We start from the raw sequence: 19,706 nt of genomic DNA on the forward strand, positions 1-19,706 counted from the left end.
TTCAAATTTATTTCTACAACATTAATCCTCGTGAATCCAATTTCCTCTGTCTGCAGGAGAAAACTGCCATGGAGCTCCATTGTTTTCAATATTTGTAAGCATTCCGGTCAATTCTGTCGGCATCTTGGATTCTTCCATTACCAGGTATCTTCTCAAATCGACAATAATAGCAAGCGGATCAATATTTACCGGGCATGCCTGAACACAAGCATTACATGATGTGCACGCCCAAACTTCTTCTTCTGTAATGTAATCGAACATCAATGATTTTCCGTCCTCGTATTCTTTCCCGTTTTTACGCTTTCCATCGGCAAGTTCAACCATTCTGTCACGCGTATCCATCATGATCTTGCGCGGAGAAAGTTTCTTCCCTGTAATATTAGCGGGGCATTCTGAAGTACAGCGTCCACATTCCGTACACGTGTATGCATCCATCAGGTTTTTCCAGGTCAGATCTGTTACATCCTTAGCACCGAAGCGTTGCGGAGCTCCTTCCGGAGCCGGAGCAGCAAAAGGATCAGCCGTCGGATCAAGCATGAGCTTCACCTCATTGGTAACGGCCTCCATATTGGTAAACTTTCCTTTTTTCTCCAGGTTGGAATACCAGGTATTCGGGAACGCCAGTAAAATGTGGAAATGTTTTGAATACGGCAGGTAATTCAGGAAAGAAAGCACCATGATCCAGTGTCCCCACCATCCTACTCTTTCCAAAACATGTAATGTTTCAACACTGAATCCGCCAAAAATATGCGGACCAACCCATGAGGAAATTGCAAAACCAAAAGAGCCTGCTTCGTGAGATGCGTGTGAAGCTCCTTGCAAGTACAAGGCTTCATCAGCTCCGTTCATTGTGAAAATGCAGAAAACCAAAATGAGTTCCATACATAGGATCAGGTTCGCATCAAATGTCGGGAAACCTTTCATTTCAGGTTTATGAAAACGTCTGAGTCTGAGTATATTTCTTCTTACAAGGAAAGCAATCGTTGCAATCAGTGCGGCAACAGAAAGTATTTCAATTATTGAAATAACCAGGGTGTAAAATCCTCCCAAGGATTCCATAAACGCCCGGTGTGATCCAGTGATCCCGTCTACCACGATCTCAATTAATTCGACCTGTGTGATAACAAAAGCAACATAGATTCCCAAATGGAGCAGTGCAGGGATCGGCCTGGCAAACATTTTCTTTTGACCAAGTGCAACCAGGGTCATCACTCTCCAGCGTTCCGCAGGTCTGTCTTTGCGGTTTACATCTCTCCCAAGTAAAATATTTGAACGGATTTTCAGGATGTTCACTCCGAACCATCCGAATCCGGCAACCAGCATTATACTAAAAATAATTGCAGCAATCATAAACTGTTTTTATTAATCCGGGATAGAATCTAACAAGTTACGTAATTTTTTCTCGTCACCCGTAGTAATTGGAACTCCTTTCGTTTTTGCGCCAAATACCGAGAAGTGAATATACCTTTCCGGATGTTTTTCCAGGTCCTGAACCAGGTTCTGAAGACTCTTATTGGTTTGAACCAGTTCGTTGTATAATTTCTCGTCTTTCAAGAGTTTCCCAAGTGTTCCGTTACCGGATTCTATCTGGGTAAAGGTTGCATTCAATTTTTCAATGGTCGAATTTGCATTGGTGATAACCTTCTTGAAATCGGCAGTTACCAGGTCGTCCGAAACCTTCTCGAAATTCCCCAAGATCTTAGACACCTTATCATTCGATGCTTTCAAATTCCCGGTAATTGATTCTACGTTACTCATGATCCGGCTTAACTTCACTTTTTCAGTAGCAACCAAACCTTCAACGTCGTTTGCAATATTTCCGAACTTTTTAAATGTCAGTTTCAATGACTCCAGTGATTCCCTGATTTCAGAAGTAGCCGTTGTATCCCAAAATCCTTTTAAAGAAGTAATGGTCTTATCCACGTTTACAACCAATGCGGAAACTTTTTGCAATACCGGATTTGCATAAGATTTTAATTGTCCGAACATATCCAGCTGCACACGCCCCTGGATAGCGTCTTTTTCAGTGTAATATCCTTTGGAAAGATCATCCCCCATAAACAACAACAATCCTTTGTTCAACAAGTCTACAGAGCCCGTTTCCAAAACAGAGCTTTTGGGAATTCTCAGATTATCATCCTGGATAGTAAACACCATCTTTACTTTTGAAGTAGAATCTCCACCAGGGTTATAGTCTACAGAAATAACTTTTCCGACAACCACCCCATTTACATAAACGGAAGTAGACGCACTAACTCCACCGGCATTCGGGAAATAAGCAGTATACTGCGAGTCTCCTCCAAAAAATGAGAAGCCTTTCAAAAAATTAATACCCGTCACAAGTAAACCTATCGCTACGATAGCAATTATCCCCGCTTTAATCTCTTTTTTGATCTTCAAAACTTTTATTTTTCTGCTAATTTAATAGCTTTTTCCAAACTAATACGCTCTCCATTTTGAAAAGCAACAACAAAAGCATTCGGAAATTCTTTTTGCCTTAGTTCGTTCTTATAAGTATTCGCTGCATTGAAATCGCCAACAAATTCTCCAACAGTATATTTATATAATCTATCCTGTTGATATTCAAATACTTCATGTTTTTTGAAGCGACTTGAATTTGCAGCGATCTTTGTTTCGGACGTTTCGATTTGAATTCTGAAAACCACTTTATCTTTCAGCTCCTTTTTTTCCGTTTCCGAATTATCTGCTACTTCCTGCTTCGCTCTTGTTTTGTAATCAACGCCTTCCAATTCCGCTTTGTATTTCTCAAACGCAATAAACATCGCACCGGCCATTTTTTTCTGTCCGGCCGAATCTGCCAAAAATTTCTCTTCATCCCTATTCGTCAGGAACCCGGTTTCGATCAGGACACTCGGCATCGTAGTTTTATAGAGAACCAGGAAACCTGCTTGTTTTACGCCCCGGTCAAAGCGGCCAATCGACTTGAATTCGTTCTGTAACTTGTCTGCAAAAAGGATGGATTGATCTAAAAACACCGAGAGCTGCAATTGCCGGGCAATGATCGCATCAGGCGACATATCGAAATCCTTGTATTTCTCACCTTTATCCGCTTCCAGATAAATCGTACTGTTCTCCCGGTCCGCAATCTTTGCCTGTGCATCTGTTTTATGGAGTCCCAGAACGTAGGTTTCAGTTCCGTAGGCTGTCGGGGAAGCAGAATTTGCATGAATGCATATAAATAAGTCGGCATTTGCCTTGTTTGCAATCTTGGCGCGGTCATCCAATTCTACAAACACATCTTTATCGCGTGTAAAAACCACTTTGATTTCAGGATATCCTTCTTTGATTTTTCTTCCGAGCTCCAGTGCCATTGCAAGGCAAACGTTTTTTTCATGAGCAGACGATCCGTGACAGCCGGGATCCTTCCCGCCATGTCCTGCATCAATCACAATGGTTCTTATTGTGCCGGGCTGCTTACTTTGAGCCGGTTGTTTCTGGATCTGAAAGCCAAAAAGCATAACAAAGGGGACTGCAACTGCAACCCATCTCAACCAAAGCAAACTATTTTCTAATCGGTTCATATCGGAGTATATCGATTCCTGAATAAAAGTACTATTCTTTACCAAGCAATCTTCAGACCATTTTAGAAACTTATCTATAAGAGAATGTTGAAAAAGCGGGAAAAATCGATTAAACGGTATTTCTAGCACGACTTTTGTATAAATGCATTTTCTTGATGAAAATTCAAGTATCTCCCGCAGATAATGCAGATTTCAGTAATTGGAAATTTAAGTTAGATTCTAATGAAACCTGAAAAATCGGCGCAATCTGCGTGATTCGCCAAGGCTGAATCTAAGGTGTAAGCCTTCAGCGGAGAAAAAAATAACTGTTTTCACGCATGTGACTATTTGTATTTTCATGCATGAGACTTTAAACTAATAACAAGTTACGTATTATCATGTTTTAAGATTCATCAAAACCATCGTAATTTCGTAGCTTTGTGCCTTCGCTGAAGCTTCAGCCCAAGCGTTGTAACCGTTAATACAAGTATTGAAAACAAAAAAAGGCTCTTTCCTTATTTTTTATGCTGCAATTAGAATTGTATTCTATTTGCTGATTTGTATTTCCACCACATTTGCATTCGGTCAGGGCGGTACAAAAGACAGTACCAATTCCGATAGTTACCGGAACCGCAAGATCTACATCAACGACAGCGATTTCAAATCCATTATCACCTATTCGGCACGGGATTCCATTTATTCGGATCTTAGAAAGAAGCAGGTCCATCTGTACGGTGAAGCCAAGTTGAATTACGAAGGTGTCGACATGTCTGCAGAATACCTGCTCATCGACCTGAATAAAAATGAAGTCCTGGCGACTTTTGCCGTTGATTCACTCGGAAGAAAAATTGGAAAACCCGTATTCATCGATGGCGGAGATACTCTGAGAGCGGCATCCATTCGCTACAACTTTGAGACGAAGAAAGGATACATCCAGGAAGCTGCCATCAAGCAGGATGAATATTACCTGAGCATGGAAAAAGCTAAACGGCAGCCAAACGAGGATGTACATTTTATCCATGGAAAATTTACGACCTGTAATTTAGAAGAACCCCATTACCATTTTGCACTTTCCAAAGCTGTTATGGTACCCGATAAGCGAATCGTTTCCGGTCCTATTAACTTGTGGGTTATGGGAGTTCCGACACCTCTCGGACTTCCGTTTGCGATGATCCCATTGAAAAAGAAGAAAGAAAGGCAAAGCGGATTCATTATGCCTCAATTCTCCCTGATGTCTCCATATGGAATGGGATTCCTGGACTTAGGATATTACATTCCCATATCAGAACGCTTCCAAACCATCGCATACGCTACAGGTTATACACGCGGAAGTTTCGGATTCAGAAACTACTCCGAATACGCAACAAAATACAAGCACAACGGAAATTTCGACCTGGGTTATACACGTTTCAGATACGGTTACCCCGATTCTACTGTTTTCAGTACGACGACGATCCGCTGGAATCACAACCAGGATCCAAAACTGAATCCAAACTGGTCTTTTACGGCTAATGTCAATTACAACTCTAATTCAACGAACAAACAGACTTTAAACCAGCAAAATAATCCACAGTATTTTAACAACACCCTCAACTCGGATATTCGCCTGGGAAAACGCTTTGGTGCCTTGCCTATTTCTGCAGACCTGAAACTGAGCCTGAGACAAAACTCCACTACCCGGATCATCGATTTAACCTCTCCTATCTTCAACTTTCAGACAACCAACCGGATATTCCCTTTCAAGAAAGTAAACAAGGTTGTTGGTTTCAGCTATGCAAACGAAATTCAGAATCGCTCTTCGTTTAAAGACCGCTATTTGAAAAACGGTGATTTTGATAGTATCGGACGGAATTTCAGGAATGGATTCACACAAAATTTTAACGTTCAGGCCACCTTCAGCATACTCAAAAACACTGTCCGGATTACTCCTTCCGCTACATACAAGCAGATCTATAACTTTCAGACAATCGAAAAAACAGTTGTGGACACAAGTAATGTTGTGTTGATTGATACGATCGGAAGAGGCGGATTCAGTCATTCATTCAGTTCCAGTCTTTCACTGACAAGCAACCTGTACTCCTATTACCGGTTCGTAGGCAAACGGAAAACCTTACTACGTCACGTCATGACACCAACGGTTTCATTCAATTATGCACCGGCCATTCAGCAGGGAATAACCAGTTACACGGATACTGCCGGCAATGAAATCAGGTATAGCAGATTTGAACGCAGTTTGTATTCCGAATACCTTACCAAATCTTCGGGGAGAATCGTTCTCGGGTTGAATAACACCTTTGAGATCAAGCAAAAAAGCGAAAAAGACACCATTACCGGGTTTAAAAAGACCCGATTGATCGACAACTTCTTTTTGAGTACAGATTACGACATTTTCAAAGACACCATGAACTGGGGAGATCTGAATATGCGCATGGTCATCAATCCAAATGAATTCATCAATTTGACAATTACTGCAGATCACAGCTGGTATGGTTGGGATACAAACAGCGGATTAATCAAAGAAGATTACGCTCTTAAAACCAAACAGGGAATCGGACGGATAAAATCCGCTTCATTTGCCACAACGTTGATCTTAACCACCAAAAAGAGTCGTGACCGTCTGCAAAACATTTCCAATCAAATGTCGAATGTATGGAACCCGGAATATCAGCAATGGATCGTGAACCCGAATCACCTGGTTTATTTTGAGATTCCATGGAAATTAACGATCGACCACATTTTTGCCATTAATTTAAACGCGGACACTTCCACTTACAGGGACAAACATTATTTACCTACAAATACCGCAACAATTGGCGGAGATGTGAATTTAACCCCGAACTGGAAAGTCGGTGCGCGGGTGATGTACGACATTGAACGAAGAGCAATCAGTAACTTCAATATCAACCTGTACCGGAATATCCATTGCTGGAATGTAGTCTTCAACTGGACACCTATCGGAACAAACAAAAGCTTTACTGTCGGAATCAGAGGAAATGCGTCTATGTTGCAAAATGCAAACATCAATATCCGTAAACCACCTATTGTTCTCAACTAATTATTCAAAATTGCGCCTGGTTTCGTTTTTGAACTAAAAAATTGTTTGTATTTTACATAAAAAACAAACAACGTTGATTCCCTTACAAATAAATAAGCAACCAAGTCCATCCAAAGGTAATCTGCTTCTTTCAGAACCTTTTCTGATGGACAGTAATTTTTCCCGCGTAGTTATTCTTCTTTGTGAACACAACGAAGACGGGAGTTTTGGTTTGATTTTGAATAATACACTGGAAATCGAGATCAATTCGGTAGTAAATGATTTCCCGGAAGCAAAGATCCCGGTTGGTTTTGGCGGGCCTGTTGAGCGCAACCAGTTGTTTTACATACATCAAAACAAAGAAATAGAAGGTTCTGCGGAAATCGGCAACAACCTTTATCTGGGCGGAGATTATCCCGAGATCAAGAAACGGATCTCGAGCGATGAAATGACACCTTCGAATCTCCGGTTTTTCATCGGATATACCGGCTGGGGCAAAGGACAGCTGCAAAACGAAATCGATGACCTGAGCTGGATCGTCATGAAGGCACCCGAAGACCTGAACGTTTTCAATGCATTTGACGATGACCTGTGGCGCGAATTACTTTCCCGCCTGGGAGGGAAATACAAATTAATGGCCGATTATCCTGTAAATCCGGCAGACAACTAAGGAAGAATTATCTTATTTTTGAGATGTGAAAAGGTCACTTCGACTCCCATTGACGCTTAGGTCAAGGTTTTCAACGCTCAGTGTCCTTTAGATAATTCAAACATAAACTGAGTGCAGTTGAAGTCTGAATCATTAAATAAAAATCAAAAACAAGATGAGTGCTCCACTGGCAGAACGTATGCGCCCCAATGAATTGTCCGAATACATCGGACAGAGGCACTTGCTGGAAGAAAACGGAGCTTTGAGGAAAGCCATACAATCCAAAATCCTTCCTTCCATTATCTTTTGGGGACCTCCGGGTGTTGGAAAAACAACCCTGGCAAACTTACTTGCAAAGCAATTAAACCGGCCATTTTATACACTTTCAGCTATTTCTTCCGGTGTTAAAGACGTGAGAGAGATTATCCAAAAAGCTGAAAGCCAGGGAATGTTCCAGTCAAACGGAGCTGTCCTGTTCATTGATGAGATTCACCGGTTCTCGAAATCACAGCAAGACTCTTTGCTTGGCGCAGTAGAAAAGGGCACCATTACCCTGATTGGCGCCACTACTGAAAATCCTTCATTCGAGGTTATTTCAGCATTACTTTCACGTTGCCAGGTTTACACCTTAGAGAGTCACACAGTGGAAGATCTGCTAGAGCTGATCAACCGGGCCATCACACAAGACATCATCCTTTCCAAGCGGAAAATAGAATTACGCGAATACAAATCCCTGATTGCCGTTGCAGGAGGAGATGCACGAAAAATGCTGAACCTGCTGGAAATGGTTGTCAATACTTTCTCTCCGAATGAAACCGCCGTTATTACGGACGAATTAGTCAACCAGCTAGCACAACAGCGTGTACGCTACGACAAAGACGGAGAGCAGCATTACGACATTATTTCCGCCTTTATAAAATCCATTCGTGGAAGTGACCCCGATGCTGCAGTTTACTGGCTGGCACGAATGATCGAAGGTGGCGAAGATCCGAAATTCATTGCCCGCAGATTACTTATTTCAGCTGCAGAGGATATCGGTTTGGCCAATCCCACAGCATTGATCATGGCAAACAACACCTTCCAGGCCATCCAGGTGATCGGCTGGCCCGAAGCACGAATCATCCTTTCGCAATGCGCCATTTACCTGGCTACTTCGCCTAAAGGAAATGCGGCTTACCTTGCAATAGATGAAGCAATCGCTACGGTAAAACAAGACCCGAATGCCCCGGTTCCGCTTCACCTGAGAAATGCACCAACCAAACTGATGAAAGACCTGGGATACGGCGCCCAATATCAATACGCACACGATTTTCCCGGGAATTTTGTTTCCCAGCAATACTTACCTGATTCTTTGAAAGACCGTACCTTTTTTCATGCAGGAAGCAGTGCGCGCGAGCAGGAAATAAAGAAACAGTTGCTAACACTTTGGCCAAATAAATTCAAAAAATGAGTAAAGTAGCTTACTATTTGTTCGTGCTTCCGCTTTCCAGGCTTCCGCTTTGGATCACTTACCGTTTTTCAGATCTGTTTTTCCTGTTACTGATCACCGTTTTTCCTTACCGGAAGAAAGTGATCGAAGGAAATATTGCCCGATCTTTTCCGCATTTAACAAAGAAAGAACAGCAAAAGATCAAACGTTCCTTTTACCGTCATTTCGCTGATATGATGCTGGAAGGAGTCAAAAACCTGGGCATTTCGGAAAAGGAATTGCGAAAACGCTTTGTAATTAAGAATCCTGAACTGATGGAGGAACTTTACGAACGAAACAAAAGCGTTTTACTGGTTTCTGCTCATTACATGAACTGGGAATGGATGATCACCGGTCAGGACCTGTTCTTCCCGCACCAGGCAATCGGAATCGGGATGCCTCTGACAAGCGGATATTGGGATAAAAAAATAAACACTCTTCGCTCCCGTTTCGGAATGAAGGTAATCCACGCAAAAACGGTAAAGGAAACATTCAATTCGGCTATTGAAAAGGGAATTCCAACAGCAACGCTCGTACTAAGCGATCAAAGCCCGGCGGATTCCAATAAATGTTACTGGATGACTTTTTTAAACCAGACTACGGGAATTATTTTTGGAGCAGAACAATTGGCAAACAGCTACGATCAGGCGGTTGTTTTCTATCTTCCCAAAAAGATCAAACGCGGTTATTACGAGGTAGAATTGCAGCTTCTGACAGATGAACCACGAACTTTACCGTGGGGAGAAATTACAGAAACACATGCCCGTTTGCTTGAAAAGCGTATTATTGCTGAACCGGGTCCCTGGTTATGGTCACACAAACGCTGGAAAAGGACAGTTCCGGATAATATTCCGAAATTAAAAGAAGAACAACGTGAGAAATTTAATTTGCTTTTTAGGACTCATATTCCTAAGTAATCCGGGGTTTGCACAGAAAGTGATCTCGATTGACACCATGCGTTTTTCAGCAGACACTTCCTACTCGCGCATTGTTGTGCGTTATGACAAGAAAACACTATTATTCGGCACCTCAAAAACAGGAGTTATTTCCGTTGATGAGCAAGATCATAGCAGGAAAGTAATTATTCCACCCGTAAGCAGCGGAGAATTCCGGGACATTGCAGTCAGTGCAGATACACTATTCGCGATCGTTTCAGGAGATGTCGGGATTGTTTACAAAGGACATCCGGGAGCTGCTATTCCTGTTTTCAGTGAAAATGGAATTTTCCTGGATGACATTTCTTTATTGAATGACGAGCTGATCATTTTGGGTGATCCCGTTGACGGAAAATTCTTTTTAAGAAAAAGAAATGCTGAAACAGGCACTTTCAATGAACTCGACCAACAAGTTAATAATAAGCCTAATGAAGGTTGTTATGCAGCTAGCGGAACCTGCGCTCAGTTTCTCAATCCACAGACCTACCTTTTTGTTTCCGGCGGTGACAGTTCTGCCCGGTTTCATTCAATGGATCTTTGGTCGAAAACCACTTTAAGTGTAAAGCTCCCCTTAAAGACCGGCGAAGGCTGTGGTCCTTTTTCTCTTTTCTTTTGGGATCCGATGAACGGGGTTATCGTTGGCGGTGATTACCGGAAAAGCAGTGAAGCATCTCAAAACGCGTGTTTTACAATTGACGGCGGAAAAACCTGGACAGCTTCTGAAGTTTATCCTAATGGCTATCGTTCCTGCGTTACAGGAAACAAGAAGATACTTTTCTCTTGCGGAACAACGGGAATAGACTATTCCAAAGATGGTGGGAAAAGCTGGCACTTTTTGATGAAAGGGAATTTTTGTGCTTTGCTTCTGGAAAAGAAGACCTTATATGCTACAAGCAACAAGGGTTACTGTTTGAAATTGAAAATAAAAAAGTAGGTACCTGATGTGCAAGAACAAGTTACACAGATAATTAGAGGTGTTTAGGAATTATTATTCAAAAACTAACAACGGCAAAATAGTCTGTTTAAACTATTAACTTGTTAGGGAAATTAAGACGATTTTATCCTCTAAACCACAGTCAGTTAAAGGGCTGTTTGTCCGCCGCGGCGGACGAACATGCAACTATTAGAAACTTTTAAAAAAAAATCGAATATTCCGTAATCTGATATAAGAACCTGACTTAAGTACCTAGTTACCATTACAGGTAACCTCTTTTTGGCCTCTACTATATATCCCGTCGCGTCACTTATAGATTTTATTTCATTGAAGAAACTGCAGCCAATAACTTCTCTTTGCTTTGTTTTCCCACTAATTTCCGAACCAATTTTCCTTCACCATTGATAAAGAGTAAGGTAGGATAAGCAGAAACCGTATATGCTTTGGAGATCATAGGTCCATCAGCATCTTGTTCCGCATCGATCTTCAAATTAATGAATTTTTGGTTGAAGACCTTCCCTACTTCCTGATCCGTAAAAGTTGTTTTCGCCATTTCCTTACAAGGTCCGCACCAGCTTGTGTGAACATCAATAAAAATGAGTTTCCCCGAAGATTTAGCCTGTTTGATCGCCTTCTCAAAAGACATTTTAGAAAACTTAATCCCGGACAAACTGCTTGTTGTCAATTCTTTAGATTCCGGATAATTATTTACTGAACGGAAAGAAAAAGCGAAGAACGAAAGTCCTGTCAGAAGCAATACTATAAATTTCATATGTTGGTTTTTACGAGTCATAATCTTTGTCTAAATTAGCGATTATAATTCCTAATTGCGAATGCCCAATTACTAATTAGCGTTAATCTCTCAATTTTTGTTCCAAATCAATGTTTGAAGTAAATTACACCAGTTGTTCTGCAGAAACACAAAAGGAAATCCGGGCACTTATTGAATTATGGAACGAACAGTCTGCACATTACACAACAAAGACAAGCGGTTCAACCGGAACACCCAAATCCATTACGCTCACCAGGGCACAACTGGAAGCTTCAGCCAGACGCACCAATTCATTTTTTGGCCTGGATGTAAACTCGAAGGTTTTAATGTCCTTATCCCCCAATACAATCGGAGGAAAAATGATGCTGATCCGTGCACTTACAGGTGATTACTCCATTGAAGTTACAGAACCGGGAGCCAATCCCATAAGCGATTTAAGCAACAAATCCCATTATTCCTTCATTTCCCTTGTTCCTTACCAGGTAAAGCGCATTCTGGAAGAAACACCTGAGAAACTGGATCTTTTTGATTACATACTGCTCGGAGGAATGGGACTTTCCATTGAATTGGAAAAAATACTTTCATCTGTAAATCCACAGGTTTATATTGGCTTTGGTATGACCGAAACGGTTTCACACATTGCTTTACGAAAAATGGGAAACCCGGTTTACGAAGCCCTTGAAGGAGTTGAACTGGAAATTTCCGATGATTGTTTGGTGATCACAGATTCAAAACTCGGGATCGAGCGCCTGCTTACAAATGATATCGTTCGTTTACATGATTCAAGCCATTTTGAATGGCTCGGTCGGGCAGATTTTGTAATAAACAGCGGCGGAATCAAAATCCACCCGGAGAACATAGAACAAGCAATTGATCCGTTTATAGACATTCCCTTTATTATCGGCGGACTTCCGCATGAAATGCTCGGGGAAGCCTGTGTTCTGATTCTTGAAAAAGCACTTCCGGAAGAAAAATTCAAACAGATCCAGGTGGTTATCCGGGAAAAGTTTGGTAAATATGCAGCACCCAAACAACAGTTGGTATCTCCCGTTTTGAAAACTGAAAACGGTAAGATCCGCCGGAAAGAAACTTTAAACTCGATTTTGTAATGACCAGGGCAGAATGTTTTCGTTTACTAGGAATTCCTTCCAGCTCCAGTGATGCTGAGATCCGAAAACAATATAAAAAACTTGCCCTGCGCCTACATCCGGACGTAAACCCGGACCCTATGGCTCACGAAGTGTTCATCAAACTTGGAAGAGCGGTAGAAATCCTTTTAAACCCGGATTACAAGGATGATCAGGCAGAAAAGAGAGAATCCAGGAGATCAGGTAAAGAATCGGAAGAAGAGCGCCTGGAGCGCATGCGGGTAGCAAAAATGAGGTTCGAGCGCCAACAAAAACAACAGGAACAAGACAATAACCTTTATTTCATTTCACTCACAACAGGCATGCGCTGGAGTATTTACAAGTATATCATGCGTATTTCTCTGGTACTTGCGTTGGCTATGTCGACAGAATATTTCCTGCCATTTCATTATGAAGATGATGTCCTGACAGGTTATTCCAAATCAATCAACAATGGGATTATCATGAGCAATATCACCAGCATTGAGCTTCAAGAAAGGGGAAAATATTATGTTCAAAATACCAATGTCTGGCGTTATACCTATCCTGAAGTCATTCTGGAAACAACCTGGTTTTTGCATACACCGGTAAAAATGATCTCTTCCGATGATTTCGCAAGGTACCGCACAATCTTTGATTTTCACATCGGGAGCATACGTTTTGCGCTCATTATCCTTTTTCTTGTTCCGCTTTACCCCTATTTGAGACGTAAAAAAACACTCACTTTTGTTTTCCTGTACCACCTTTCATTTTGGGGAATCGGAACAATCGCAGCCTACATCCTGCTTACACAAGAGCGGATCATTCATTTATTAAGTTTCGGATTTTTGTAGGCTTATCGTTTCATTGCACGATCCATATCGCGCTTGTCGTCTTTTTCTTTCAGATCATTGCGTTTATCGTGTAATTTCTTACCGACACCTGTTGCCAATTCCAGTTTCAACCAGCCTTTTTCAGATAAAAACAGTTTCAACGGAACAATCGTATTTCCTTTTGTTTTCACCCACTTTTCCAGCTTCTTGATTTCCTTCTTATTGAGCAATAACTTTCTGTCGGAACGCGCCATATGATTGTAGAACGAACCATTTTCATAAGGTGAAACATGCATATTCCGGATAAATACCTGCCCGTTATCCACGATACAATAGGCTTCCAAAATACTCGCCTTGCCGTTTCGGATACTCTTTATCTCAGTACCGGACAGCACCATTCCTGCCGTAAAAACTTCATCTAACTGAAATTCAAACCGGGCGCGTTTATTCTTAATATTTACTTCGTTCTTAGCCATTTTCTGCCTGCAGGGCATTTTGTTTCCCCCACTCTTTTAAGCCACGATAAAAATAATAAATCGTGACAATCATTAAAAGATGACTCAAGTCATCCTTATTCAACCATTGGTGGATATTGATTTTCAATCCAAATATAAATGCAGAAGGTGTCAAAATCACTACTGCAATGATCATATTCTTTAGAAATGCTGCTTTTTCCGTTCGCTTCATCAAAATATAAGCATATACACCTGTGTAGCCGATATACGTAACAATTGCATCAACAGCTACAAAAATGAATTTATTCGTAAGAATGGAAGCGCTGCATAATATGACGCATTTGATCCAAATAAGTTGAAAGGCTATTTTTTTAGGTTCTGAAATCCCTTTAAAATGAAGCATTCCCATTGCAGCAAAGCCATTAGCGACACACCCCAGGATCCAGCAAGGATACTTCCCCGGAAAACCGGTATATTGAAAGAATAAATGTCCCAAACCACCAAAAACGGTAGAAATACCAAATGTCAGGTAAAAAAGTCTCCAATAGAAGTTTGCTTCATTCCTGAACTCCCCCAGTTTTTTAAAAGCATAAAAACAAAAGCCTGCAATTACCCAATTAAAAAGAAGGGCCATCGGTTCCTGGAGATGTAAACCTAAAAAATCAAATTGTATTAATTCCACTCTGCGAAAGTACTGCTTCAAGCCAGAAAACACAAGTACTTCTTCCGAATAGACCGCTAAAATTAATCCGGCTTCATCCGGAAGAGGCAGAAAACGAGCTAAAATCCTTACTTTTGAAGCGATGAATATTCCATCGAAATACGTTGAAGAAGCTGTAGAGCAATTTAGTTCCTTACCAGGCATCGGTAAAAGGACTGCTTTGCGTTTGGTATTGAATTTACTGAAGCGTGACCCGGAAGAACTGGAACGTTTCGGGGATGTATTGCAACAGCTTAAAACCCACGTTCAGAGTTGTACTTCCTGCGGAAATATTTCAGACACCCCTGTTTGCTCCATTTGTTCCAACGAAAAGCGCAATCACCGACTGATCTGTGTTGTTGAAGATATCCGCGACGTAATGGCAATTGAAAGCACCGGAACCTACCAGGGAATTTACCACGTACTGGGCGGAATTATTTCACCCATGGACGGAATCGGGCCGAATGACCTGTTTATACAGCCTTTGGTTGACAAATGCACTGCAGGACAGGCAGACGAAATTATTCTTGCACTAAGCCCAACAATGGAAGGTGACACGACGAATTTCTTCCTGTATAAAAAACTGCATGCATCCAACGTACAGATCACTACCCTTTCCCGCGGAATTGCGGTTGGTTCAGAGATCCAGTATGCCGATGAGATCACTTTATCCCGTTCCATTCAGCAACGCATTCCCTTTCAGTCGTAATCAAAACCAGTAATTATCTGCATTAATCTATCAAATCTGCGCGAGTTTTCTTGCACGCAGATTAAAAGGATTTTCGCAGATTCTGATTATGTGAGGATTTGTATAAGGGAATTTCTTTCCTTACAAAAAGTTCCATACTTCCAATGTAAAACACCGTATCTGTTTTTGTTCTCATTTTTACTTGAAAATACTATATTTGATCAGACTTCAAACTTAGAGTTATGTTAAAAGAATTCAAGGCATTCATCATGCGTGGAAACGTGGTTGATTTAGCCGTTGCGGTAATTTTAGGGACAGCATTCGGAGCTATTGTTACTTCCCTGGTAACGGATATTATCACTCCGTTGATTTTAAAACCTGTGATGACTACCTTGAATGTCCATAAATTAGAAGAGATCAAAACGGACGGAGGTGTTATGTATGGCAAATTTATTGCCTCAGTAATTAATTTCCTAGTTGTTTCATTCTGTATTTTTTTAATGGTCAAAGGAATGAACAGAGCGTTAACTTTACGCAAGAAGAAAGAAGATGAAACTCCCGCTCCGCCAGTGGAACCTTCCAACGAAGAGAAGCTTTTAACGGAGATTCGCGATCTGCTAAAAAACAGGTAAAATGCGAATTAAAATCAGATCCATTAAAACAGTTGATGACGCCAATAACTAATTGGTTTGACAGAAATCGCGTTCAAAGTTTTGTGGATTTGAAAATTTATATATCTTCGTTCGAAACAACAGCCTCATGTGGGGCGCAAAAGAGAATATTCAAATACCGATGACAAGTATTTTTGTGGCAAAACTTGATTTCAACACAACAGAAGACGAGTTGAAATCCCTTTTTGAAGAACACGGTCGTGTAAATCGTGTTACCATTGCAAAAGACCGTGAGACAGGCAAGCCCAGAGGCTTTGCTTTTGTCGAAATGGCTGATGAATCAGAAGCTGACCAAGCAATTGAAGCTTTAGACAACTATGCAATTAACGGACGAAACATAGCCGTTAAAAAAGCAGATGACCGCTCTTCAGGAGGAAAACCGTCAGGCGACTCCCCTCGCCCGGCTGACAGACCTTTTGTTAGAAATGATCGTCCGAGAGAAGACAGAAGCTCTACAGTTTCTGATTTGAAGACTGATTACAAAAAGCTGGATGATACAAAACCCGGCAAGATCTTCAATCCCGACGAAGTAAATCCGATGAAAGTTGAACGTAAGAAAGAAAAAGACGTTCGCGGAGGGAAAGATGCCCCGAAGAAAACCAAAATGGAAGCTTACCGGAAAAGCGGGAAAGACAACCTGTTTATAAACGATGACGATTTATCCGATGAAGAATTGGACTTGTTCGGAAGAAACGGAGAAGAAGACGAAGAAGAAGATTATCGTAAATACATCGTAAACAAAGACGAGGATTCTGATGAAGACTACGACGATGAGGACGACTGGGAAGATAAAGAAGAAGACGATGAAGAAGAATAGATACTAAAAGATCCTGGCTTGAGCCGGGATTTTTTATGTTTAAAAATAAGCTTACGGCCCAAGTAAATAAAGGGCTGTACCTAATATCGCGAACATGCAACCAGAAAGCGCGGAATTCTAAAAAATCAGATCTCCTATTTCAAAACAACCTTGCTTTAGCCCCCCTTTTTTGCTTAACAAAACTTAAGATCACAAATCCATATTTTCTTTGTAATTTTGTACTGTTACAACTGGGGTCGACATTGGATTTGACAGCAATCGAGATTTCGGTGGGAAGCATGCAGAGCGTTGTAGTGAAGCTCTTAAATATCTTGCTGCGAACAATAATTGACAATACGTCATACGCACTTGCTGCTTAATTTACTGAATGTAAATAAGGCTTAATCCAGTGGAAGTTTAGTACACGGACAAGTTTCTCCTCTGCACGATTCTGATTTTCGATCAGCAGGCCAAGGGGAATCATTTTAGAAAATCTGGCACTGAGCGAGCTTCGCGCAAGGTGTGAGATCTCAGAAGCTACGGTTGGATCTTGGGTGTTTTTGTCCGAATCCATCCCGACAATTAATCAAAAAATAAGCATGTAGAAGACATTCGGAACCATTGTTTGGACGAGGGTTCGAACCCCTCCGACTCCACAAAAAGAAAAAAGCCCAGACATTTATCGTCTGGGCTTTTTTCTTTTTGTCCCTCAATACTCACTCTCAAACTCACACTATCCCTGCTTTTTTCTTTTTGAGTAGTGAGCGTGAGTTTTGAGTGTGGGATGGTGGTTCGAAGCTGTAATCAAGCTTCCTCCTTCAAAGGAGGACCGAGGAGGATGGCAAAGTCTACAATCTCCGAAAATCAGCTGTCAGGTCGAGTTTTCGCCTGTGTTCTCGATACGCTTCGCACTCGAACTGACTGGCGAAAGTATCGAGACGACAGCGGTTCGATTCTCTTTTGCCCGGAATGTATTGCGTTTCAGATTTTTTTGGTAGTATTGAGGTATTAACGTAACGAGAAACTATTCGCTGAAACTCCATCCCTAAAGGTTCAATTTCAGTGAAAAAGTCAGTTTTAACTGGTTGTGTAAGTAGTTAACTGTTGCATATATTATCAAGTTAGCTGCAATTGTAGAATAAAGTCGAAATAATATGATCTACTATAAGTACAAATCTGACACAAAATATACCGAAGACATTTTTTTAAAACGAAAAGTTTTCCTCTCCACCGCAGAGGGATTAAATGATCCTTTTGAATGTTCTCTAATTGAAATTGGAAAGGACTGGATATTAGAAAAAATAAAAGAAATGAATCAAGCGGGTGTCGCTGGATTTGTAATTGAAGCAAAACGATCTATGGATAATCATCAGCCTTTTTTTGGACTGGCTCCTAAGGAGACTGAAAAGATGCTTGAGAAATTCAAGGAATTAAAAGATATAAATGAAGCAGCTGCCTATAGATCTGAAATCATGAAAAAGTTAACGGGTCACTACCCTGCGAATAATGAGCAATTATTTTCTAAGCTTGACGCACAGTTATTAACAGTAGGAATATTTAGTCTATCGGTAAATCCAGAACACCCTTTAATGTGGGCCCATTATGCAGGTGAACATTCGGGGATTTGTTTAGGGTTTGAGAAAACAGAGAAATCTCGACTTTCAAATCCAGAAAACTTGTTACCTGTTATATATTCAGACAAGTTGCCTGAAATAGATAAAAAGGGGTTTAATGTAGAAATGGGCTTTAGTCTTGATGAGAATGGACAGCTTTATACGTCAAGCCATAAAATTGCTTTTTCTGACAGTACATTCCAAAAAGCCATTACAACTAAACCAACTTGCTGGCAATACGAAGAAGAATGGAGATATGTGGAGCCTTATCCAGGAGAATTTGAGTGGCCAGATAAATTAGTTGAAGTAATATTTGGTTTAAAATGCAACGAAGATAGACGGAGACATTATATAAATCTATTGGAAGAGAATGTTGAATATCCAGTACGTCTAAGTGAGATGAAAAAGAAGCGAGGGAGTAATCAACTTGAAAAAATTCCATTAGAGGTTGCTGTAAGTCAACCCAAAATTAATTCAAGGCCTACCAAAACTATTGAACCAAAAACTCAAATGGACTCAAATGATTTTGGAAATAAAATGGACCAATTAATAAGGCAAGGAAACTATGGTGAGGTTATCTTTCAGGTTGACGAGAACCTGAAGAGTGATCCTAATTCACCTTTTTTATTGAGTTTAAAAGGAACTGCTCACGGATATGCACAAGAACATAAAAAAGCATTAATCTGTTTCACCAAAATTGCCGAATTGCACCCCGAAATATCTGATTCATGGTATCAAAAAGCTTGTGCACTCTCAGCGTTAGGTAGAAATGATGAAGCGATAGAAGCATTAGAAAAGGCTTTTAAAATCAATCCTAATGATGCGAGCACTTGTTTTAACCTAGGGGTTGAACTCATAAAGAAGAATGAAAATATAAACGATGCTCTAAAATATTTAAAAATGGCTGACCGTCTTGGACATCGAAGGGCTTATGGAATTATTTCTGAAATTGAGGGTCAAAAATGAACTGATTAAAAATAACTGCGGCTAACATAGGTTTTGCGTCAGGCGGATGGAAATGCAAAATTCGAAAGTAGTTTTTAAAATGAACTTTAGTGCTTGGTTGACAGTTTTGTACTCCGAAAAACCACCCGAACGCCAATCCCGAAAACGTTGAGGGTTCCATTTCCGTTCGCTCTTCTCCACCACGAAAGTAGAAAAAGGCTATCCATACGGATAGCTTTTTCACTTTGTGGTGGTCCGTAGCGACTGACGAAGGAAGTCTGCTACGGAAAAGTCGCAGGGATTTGAATTAAACAACGCTTTTTTTCTTTTTGTACCTCTTCTCTCGCTCTCACACTCACTCTTTCTGGGCTTATCCTTCGGCTTTTTCGTCTTTTAAGACGAAGCCTCAGTCTTCGCAAGCAGTGCGCGTTTTGAGTGCGGAATCTCGGTTCGAAGTTCAATTTATCGATATCATATTTAACAAAACGTGACAGTAGTAGACTTTACAGTCGCTACGTCTCAGGGTGGGGTACCTCAGGTTATAACTTCTGTTGAAGTTACCTTCGTCTTCAAGTGCTATCGCACT

17 protein-coding genes and 1 other RNA gene are annotated in these 19,706 nt (G+C 40.9%); 12 read left to right on the plus strand and 6 right to left on the minus strand.

The window, feature by feature from the left end:
- Positions 1-21: 21 nt before the first annotated feature.
- From K0S23_RS03510 to K0S23_RS03520, 3 genes are read right to left on the minus strand one after another with little or no spacing between them, the layout of a single operon-like run.
- Positions 22-1,350 carry a (Fe-S)-binding protein gene (locus K0S23_RS03510; RefSeq protein WP_300354321.1) on the minus strand — a complete coding sequence of 443 codons (1,329 nt, stop codon included), beginning with the start codon at positions 1,348-1,350 and terminating at the stop codon, positions 22-24.
- A 12-nt stretch (positions 1,351-1,362) separates the two neighbouring features.
- The gene (locus K0S23_RS03515) at positions 1,363-2,400 is read right to left on the minus strand and encodes an MlaD family protein (RefSeq protein ID WP_300354323.1); all 1,038 of its coding nucleotides are present in this window, start codon (positions 2,398-2,400) and stop codon (positions 1,363-1,365) included.
- A 5-nt stretch (positions 2,401-2,405) separates the two neighbouring features.
- The gene (locus K0S23_RS03520; protein WP_300354325.1) at positions 2,406-3,542 is read right to left on the minus strand and encodes an N-acetylmuramoyl-L-alanine amidase; all 1,137 of its coding nucleotides are present in this window, start codon (positions 3,540-3,542) and stop codon (positions 2,406-2,408) included.
- 469 nt (positions 3,543-4,011) lie between these two features.
- Here K0S23_RS03520 and K0S23_RS03525 point away from each other — a divergent pair, with 469 nt between their 5' ends.
- The 5 genes from K0S23_RS03525 (at position 4,012) to K0S23_RS03545 (ending at position 10,541) form a co-directional block, all read left to right on the plus strand.
- Positions 4,012-6,576 (plus strand): putative LPS assembly protein LptD, encoded by a 2,565-nt coding sequence (locus tag K0S23_RS03525; RefSeq protein ID WP_300354327.1) that lies wholly within the window; start codon positions 4,012-4,014, stop codon positions 6,574-6,576.
- A gap of 145 nt (positions 6,577-6,721) precedes the next feature.
- Positions 6,722-7,225 (plus strand): YqgE/AlgH family protein, encoded by a 504-nt coding sequence (locus K0S23_RS03530; RefSeq protein ID WP_300354330.1) that lies wholly within the window; start codon positions 6,722-6,724, stop codon positions 7,223-7,225.
- A 154-nt stretch (positions 7,226-7,379) separates the two neighbouring features.
- Positions 7,380-8,654 (plus strand): replication-associated recombination protein A, encoded by a 1,275-nt coding sequence (locus K0S23_RS03535; protein ID WP_300354333.1) that lies wholly within the window; start codon positions 7,380-7,382, stop codon positions 8,652-8,654.
- Entirely contained in the window at positions 8,651-9,589 is a 939-nt protein-coding gene (locus K0S23_RS03540; protein ID WP_300354336.1) for a lysophospholipid acyltransferase family protein, read from the plus strand. The genes K0S23_RS03535 and K0S23_RS03540 overlap by 4 nt, the downstream gene beginning before the upstream one ends.
- Positions 9,546-10,541, plus strand: a complete 996-nt coding sequence (locus K0S23_RS03545; protein WP_300354338.1) for a sialidase family protein — start codon at positions 9,546-9,548, stop codon at positions 10,539-10,541. The genes K0S23_RS03540 and K0S23_RS03545 overlap by 44 nt, the downstream gene beginning before the upstream one ends.
- A gap of 319 nt (positions 10,542-10,860) precedes the next feature.
- Here K0S23_RS03545 and K0S23_RS03550 read toward each other — a convergent pair whose 3' ends face one another.
- Complete coding sequence (locus K0S23_RS03550) at positions 10,861-11,313, minus strand: thioredoxin family protein (protein ID WP_300354340.1); 453 nt, start codon at positions 11,311-11,313, stop codon at positions 10,861-10,863.
- A gap of 110 nt (positions 11,314-11,423) precedes the next feature.
- Here K0S23_RS03550 and K0S23_RS03555 point away from each other — a divergent pair, with 110 nt between their 5' ends.
- Both K0S23_RS03555 and K0S23_RS03560 read left to right on the plus strand, forming a co-directional pair.
- Positions 11,424-12,422, plus strand: a complete 999-nt coding sequence (locus K0S23_RS03555) for an AMP-binding protein (protein WP_300354343.1) — start codon at positions 11,424-11,426, stop codon at positions 12,420-12,422.
- Positions 12,422-13,273: a J domain-containing protein gene (locus K0S23_RS03560; protein ID WP_300354346.1), complete on the plus strand. Its 852-nt coding sequence runs from the start codon at positions 12,422-12,424 to the stop codon at positions 13,271-13,273. The genes K0S23_RS03555 and K0S23_RS03560 overlap by 1 nt, the downstream gene beginning before the upstream one ends.
- A 2-nt stretch (positions 13,274-13,275) precedes the next feature.
- Here the strand turns inward: K0S23_RS03560 and smpB are convergent, their stop codons facing one another.
- Together smpB and K0S23_RS03570 are read right to left on the minus strand one after the other, a co-directional pair.
- Positions 13,276-13,728 carry an SsrA-binding protein SmpB gene (gene smpB / locus K0S23_RS03565; RefSeq protein ID WP_300354349.1) on the minus strand — a complete coding sequence of 151 codons (453 nt, stop codon included), beginning with the start codon at positions 13,726-13,728 and terminating at the stop codon, positions 13,276-13,278.
- Positions 13,721-14,389: a hypothetical protein gene (locus tag K0S23_RS03570; RefSeq protein ID WP_300354352.1), complete on the minus strand. Its 669-nt coding sequence runs from the start codon at positions 14,387-14,389 to the stop codon at positions 13,721-13,723. Before K0S23_RS03570 ends, smpB begins: the two co-directional genes overlap by 8 nt.
- Before the next feature lie 121 nt (positions 14,390-14,510).
- On the opposite strand from K0S23_RS03570, the gene recR reads away from it, so the two are divergent.
- The 5 genes from recR to K0S23_RS03595 all read left to right on the plus strand — a co-directional run bounded on the left by recR (position 14,511) and on the right by K0S23_RS03595 (position 19,141).
- A complete protein-coding gene (gene recR / locus K0S23_RS03575) occupies positions 14,511-15,116 on the plus strand; it encodes a recombination mediator RecR (RefSeq protein ID WP_300354355.1) in 606 nt (201 codons plus the stop codon).
- A gap of 221 nt (positions 15,117-15,337) precedes the next feature.
- On the plus strand, positions 15,338-15,727 hold the full coding sequence (gene mscL, locus K0S23_RS03580; RefSeq protein WP_300354357.1) for a large conductance mechanosensitive channel protein MscL: 390 nt from the start codon (positions 15,338-15,340) through the stop codon (positions 15,725-15,727).
- A gap of 127 nt (positions 15,728-15,854) precedes the next feature.
- Complete coding sequence (locus K0S23_RS03585; protein ID WP_300354360.1) at positions 15,855-16,583, plus strand: hypothetical protein; 729 nt, start codon at positions 15,855-15,857, stop codon at positions 16,581-16,583.
- A 232-nt stretch (positions 16,584-16,815) separates the two neighbouring features.
- Positions 16,816-17,221: a transfer-messenger RNA gene (gene ssrA / locus K0S23_RS03590) on the plus strand.
- A gap of 495 nt (positions 17,222-17,716) precedes the next feature.
- A complete protein-coding gene (locus tag K0S23_RS03595) occupies positions 17,717-19,141 on the plus strand; it encodes a DUF2971 domain-containing protein (RefSeq protein WP_300354363.1) in 1,425 nt (474 codons plus the stop codon).
- Positions 19,142-19,706 lie beyond the last annotated feature (565 nt).

Source organism: Fluviicola sp., assembly GCF_029266855.1.
GTDB lineage: Bacteria > Bacteroidota > Bacteroidia > Flavobacteriales_D > Crocinitomicaceae > Fluviicola.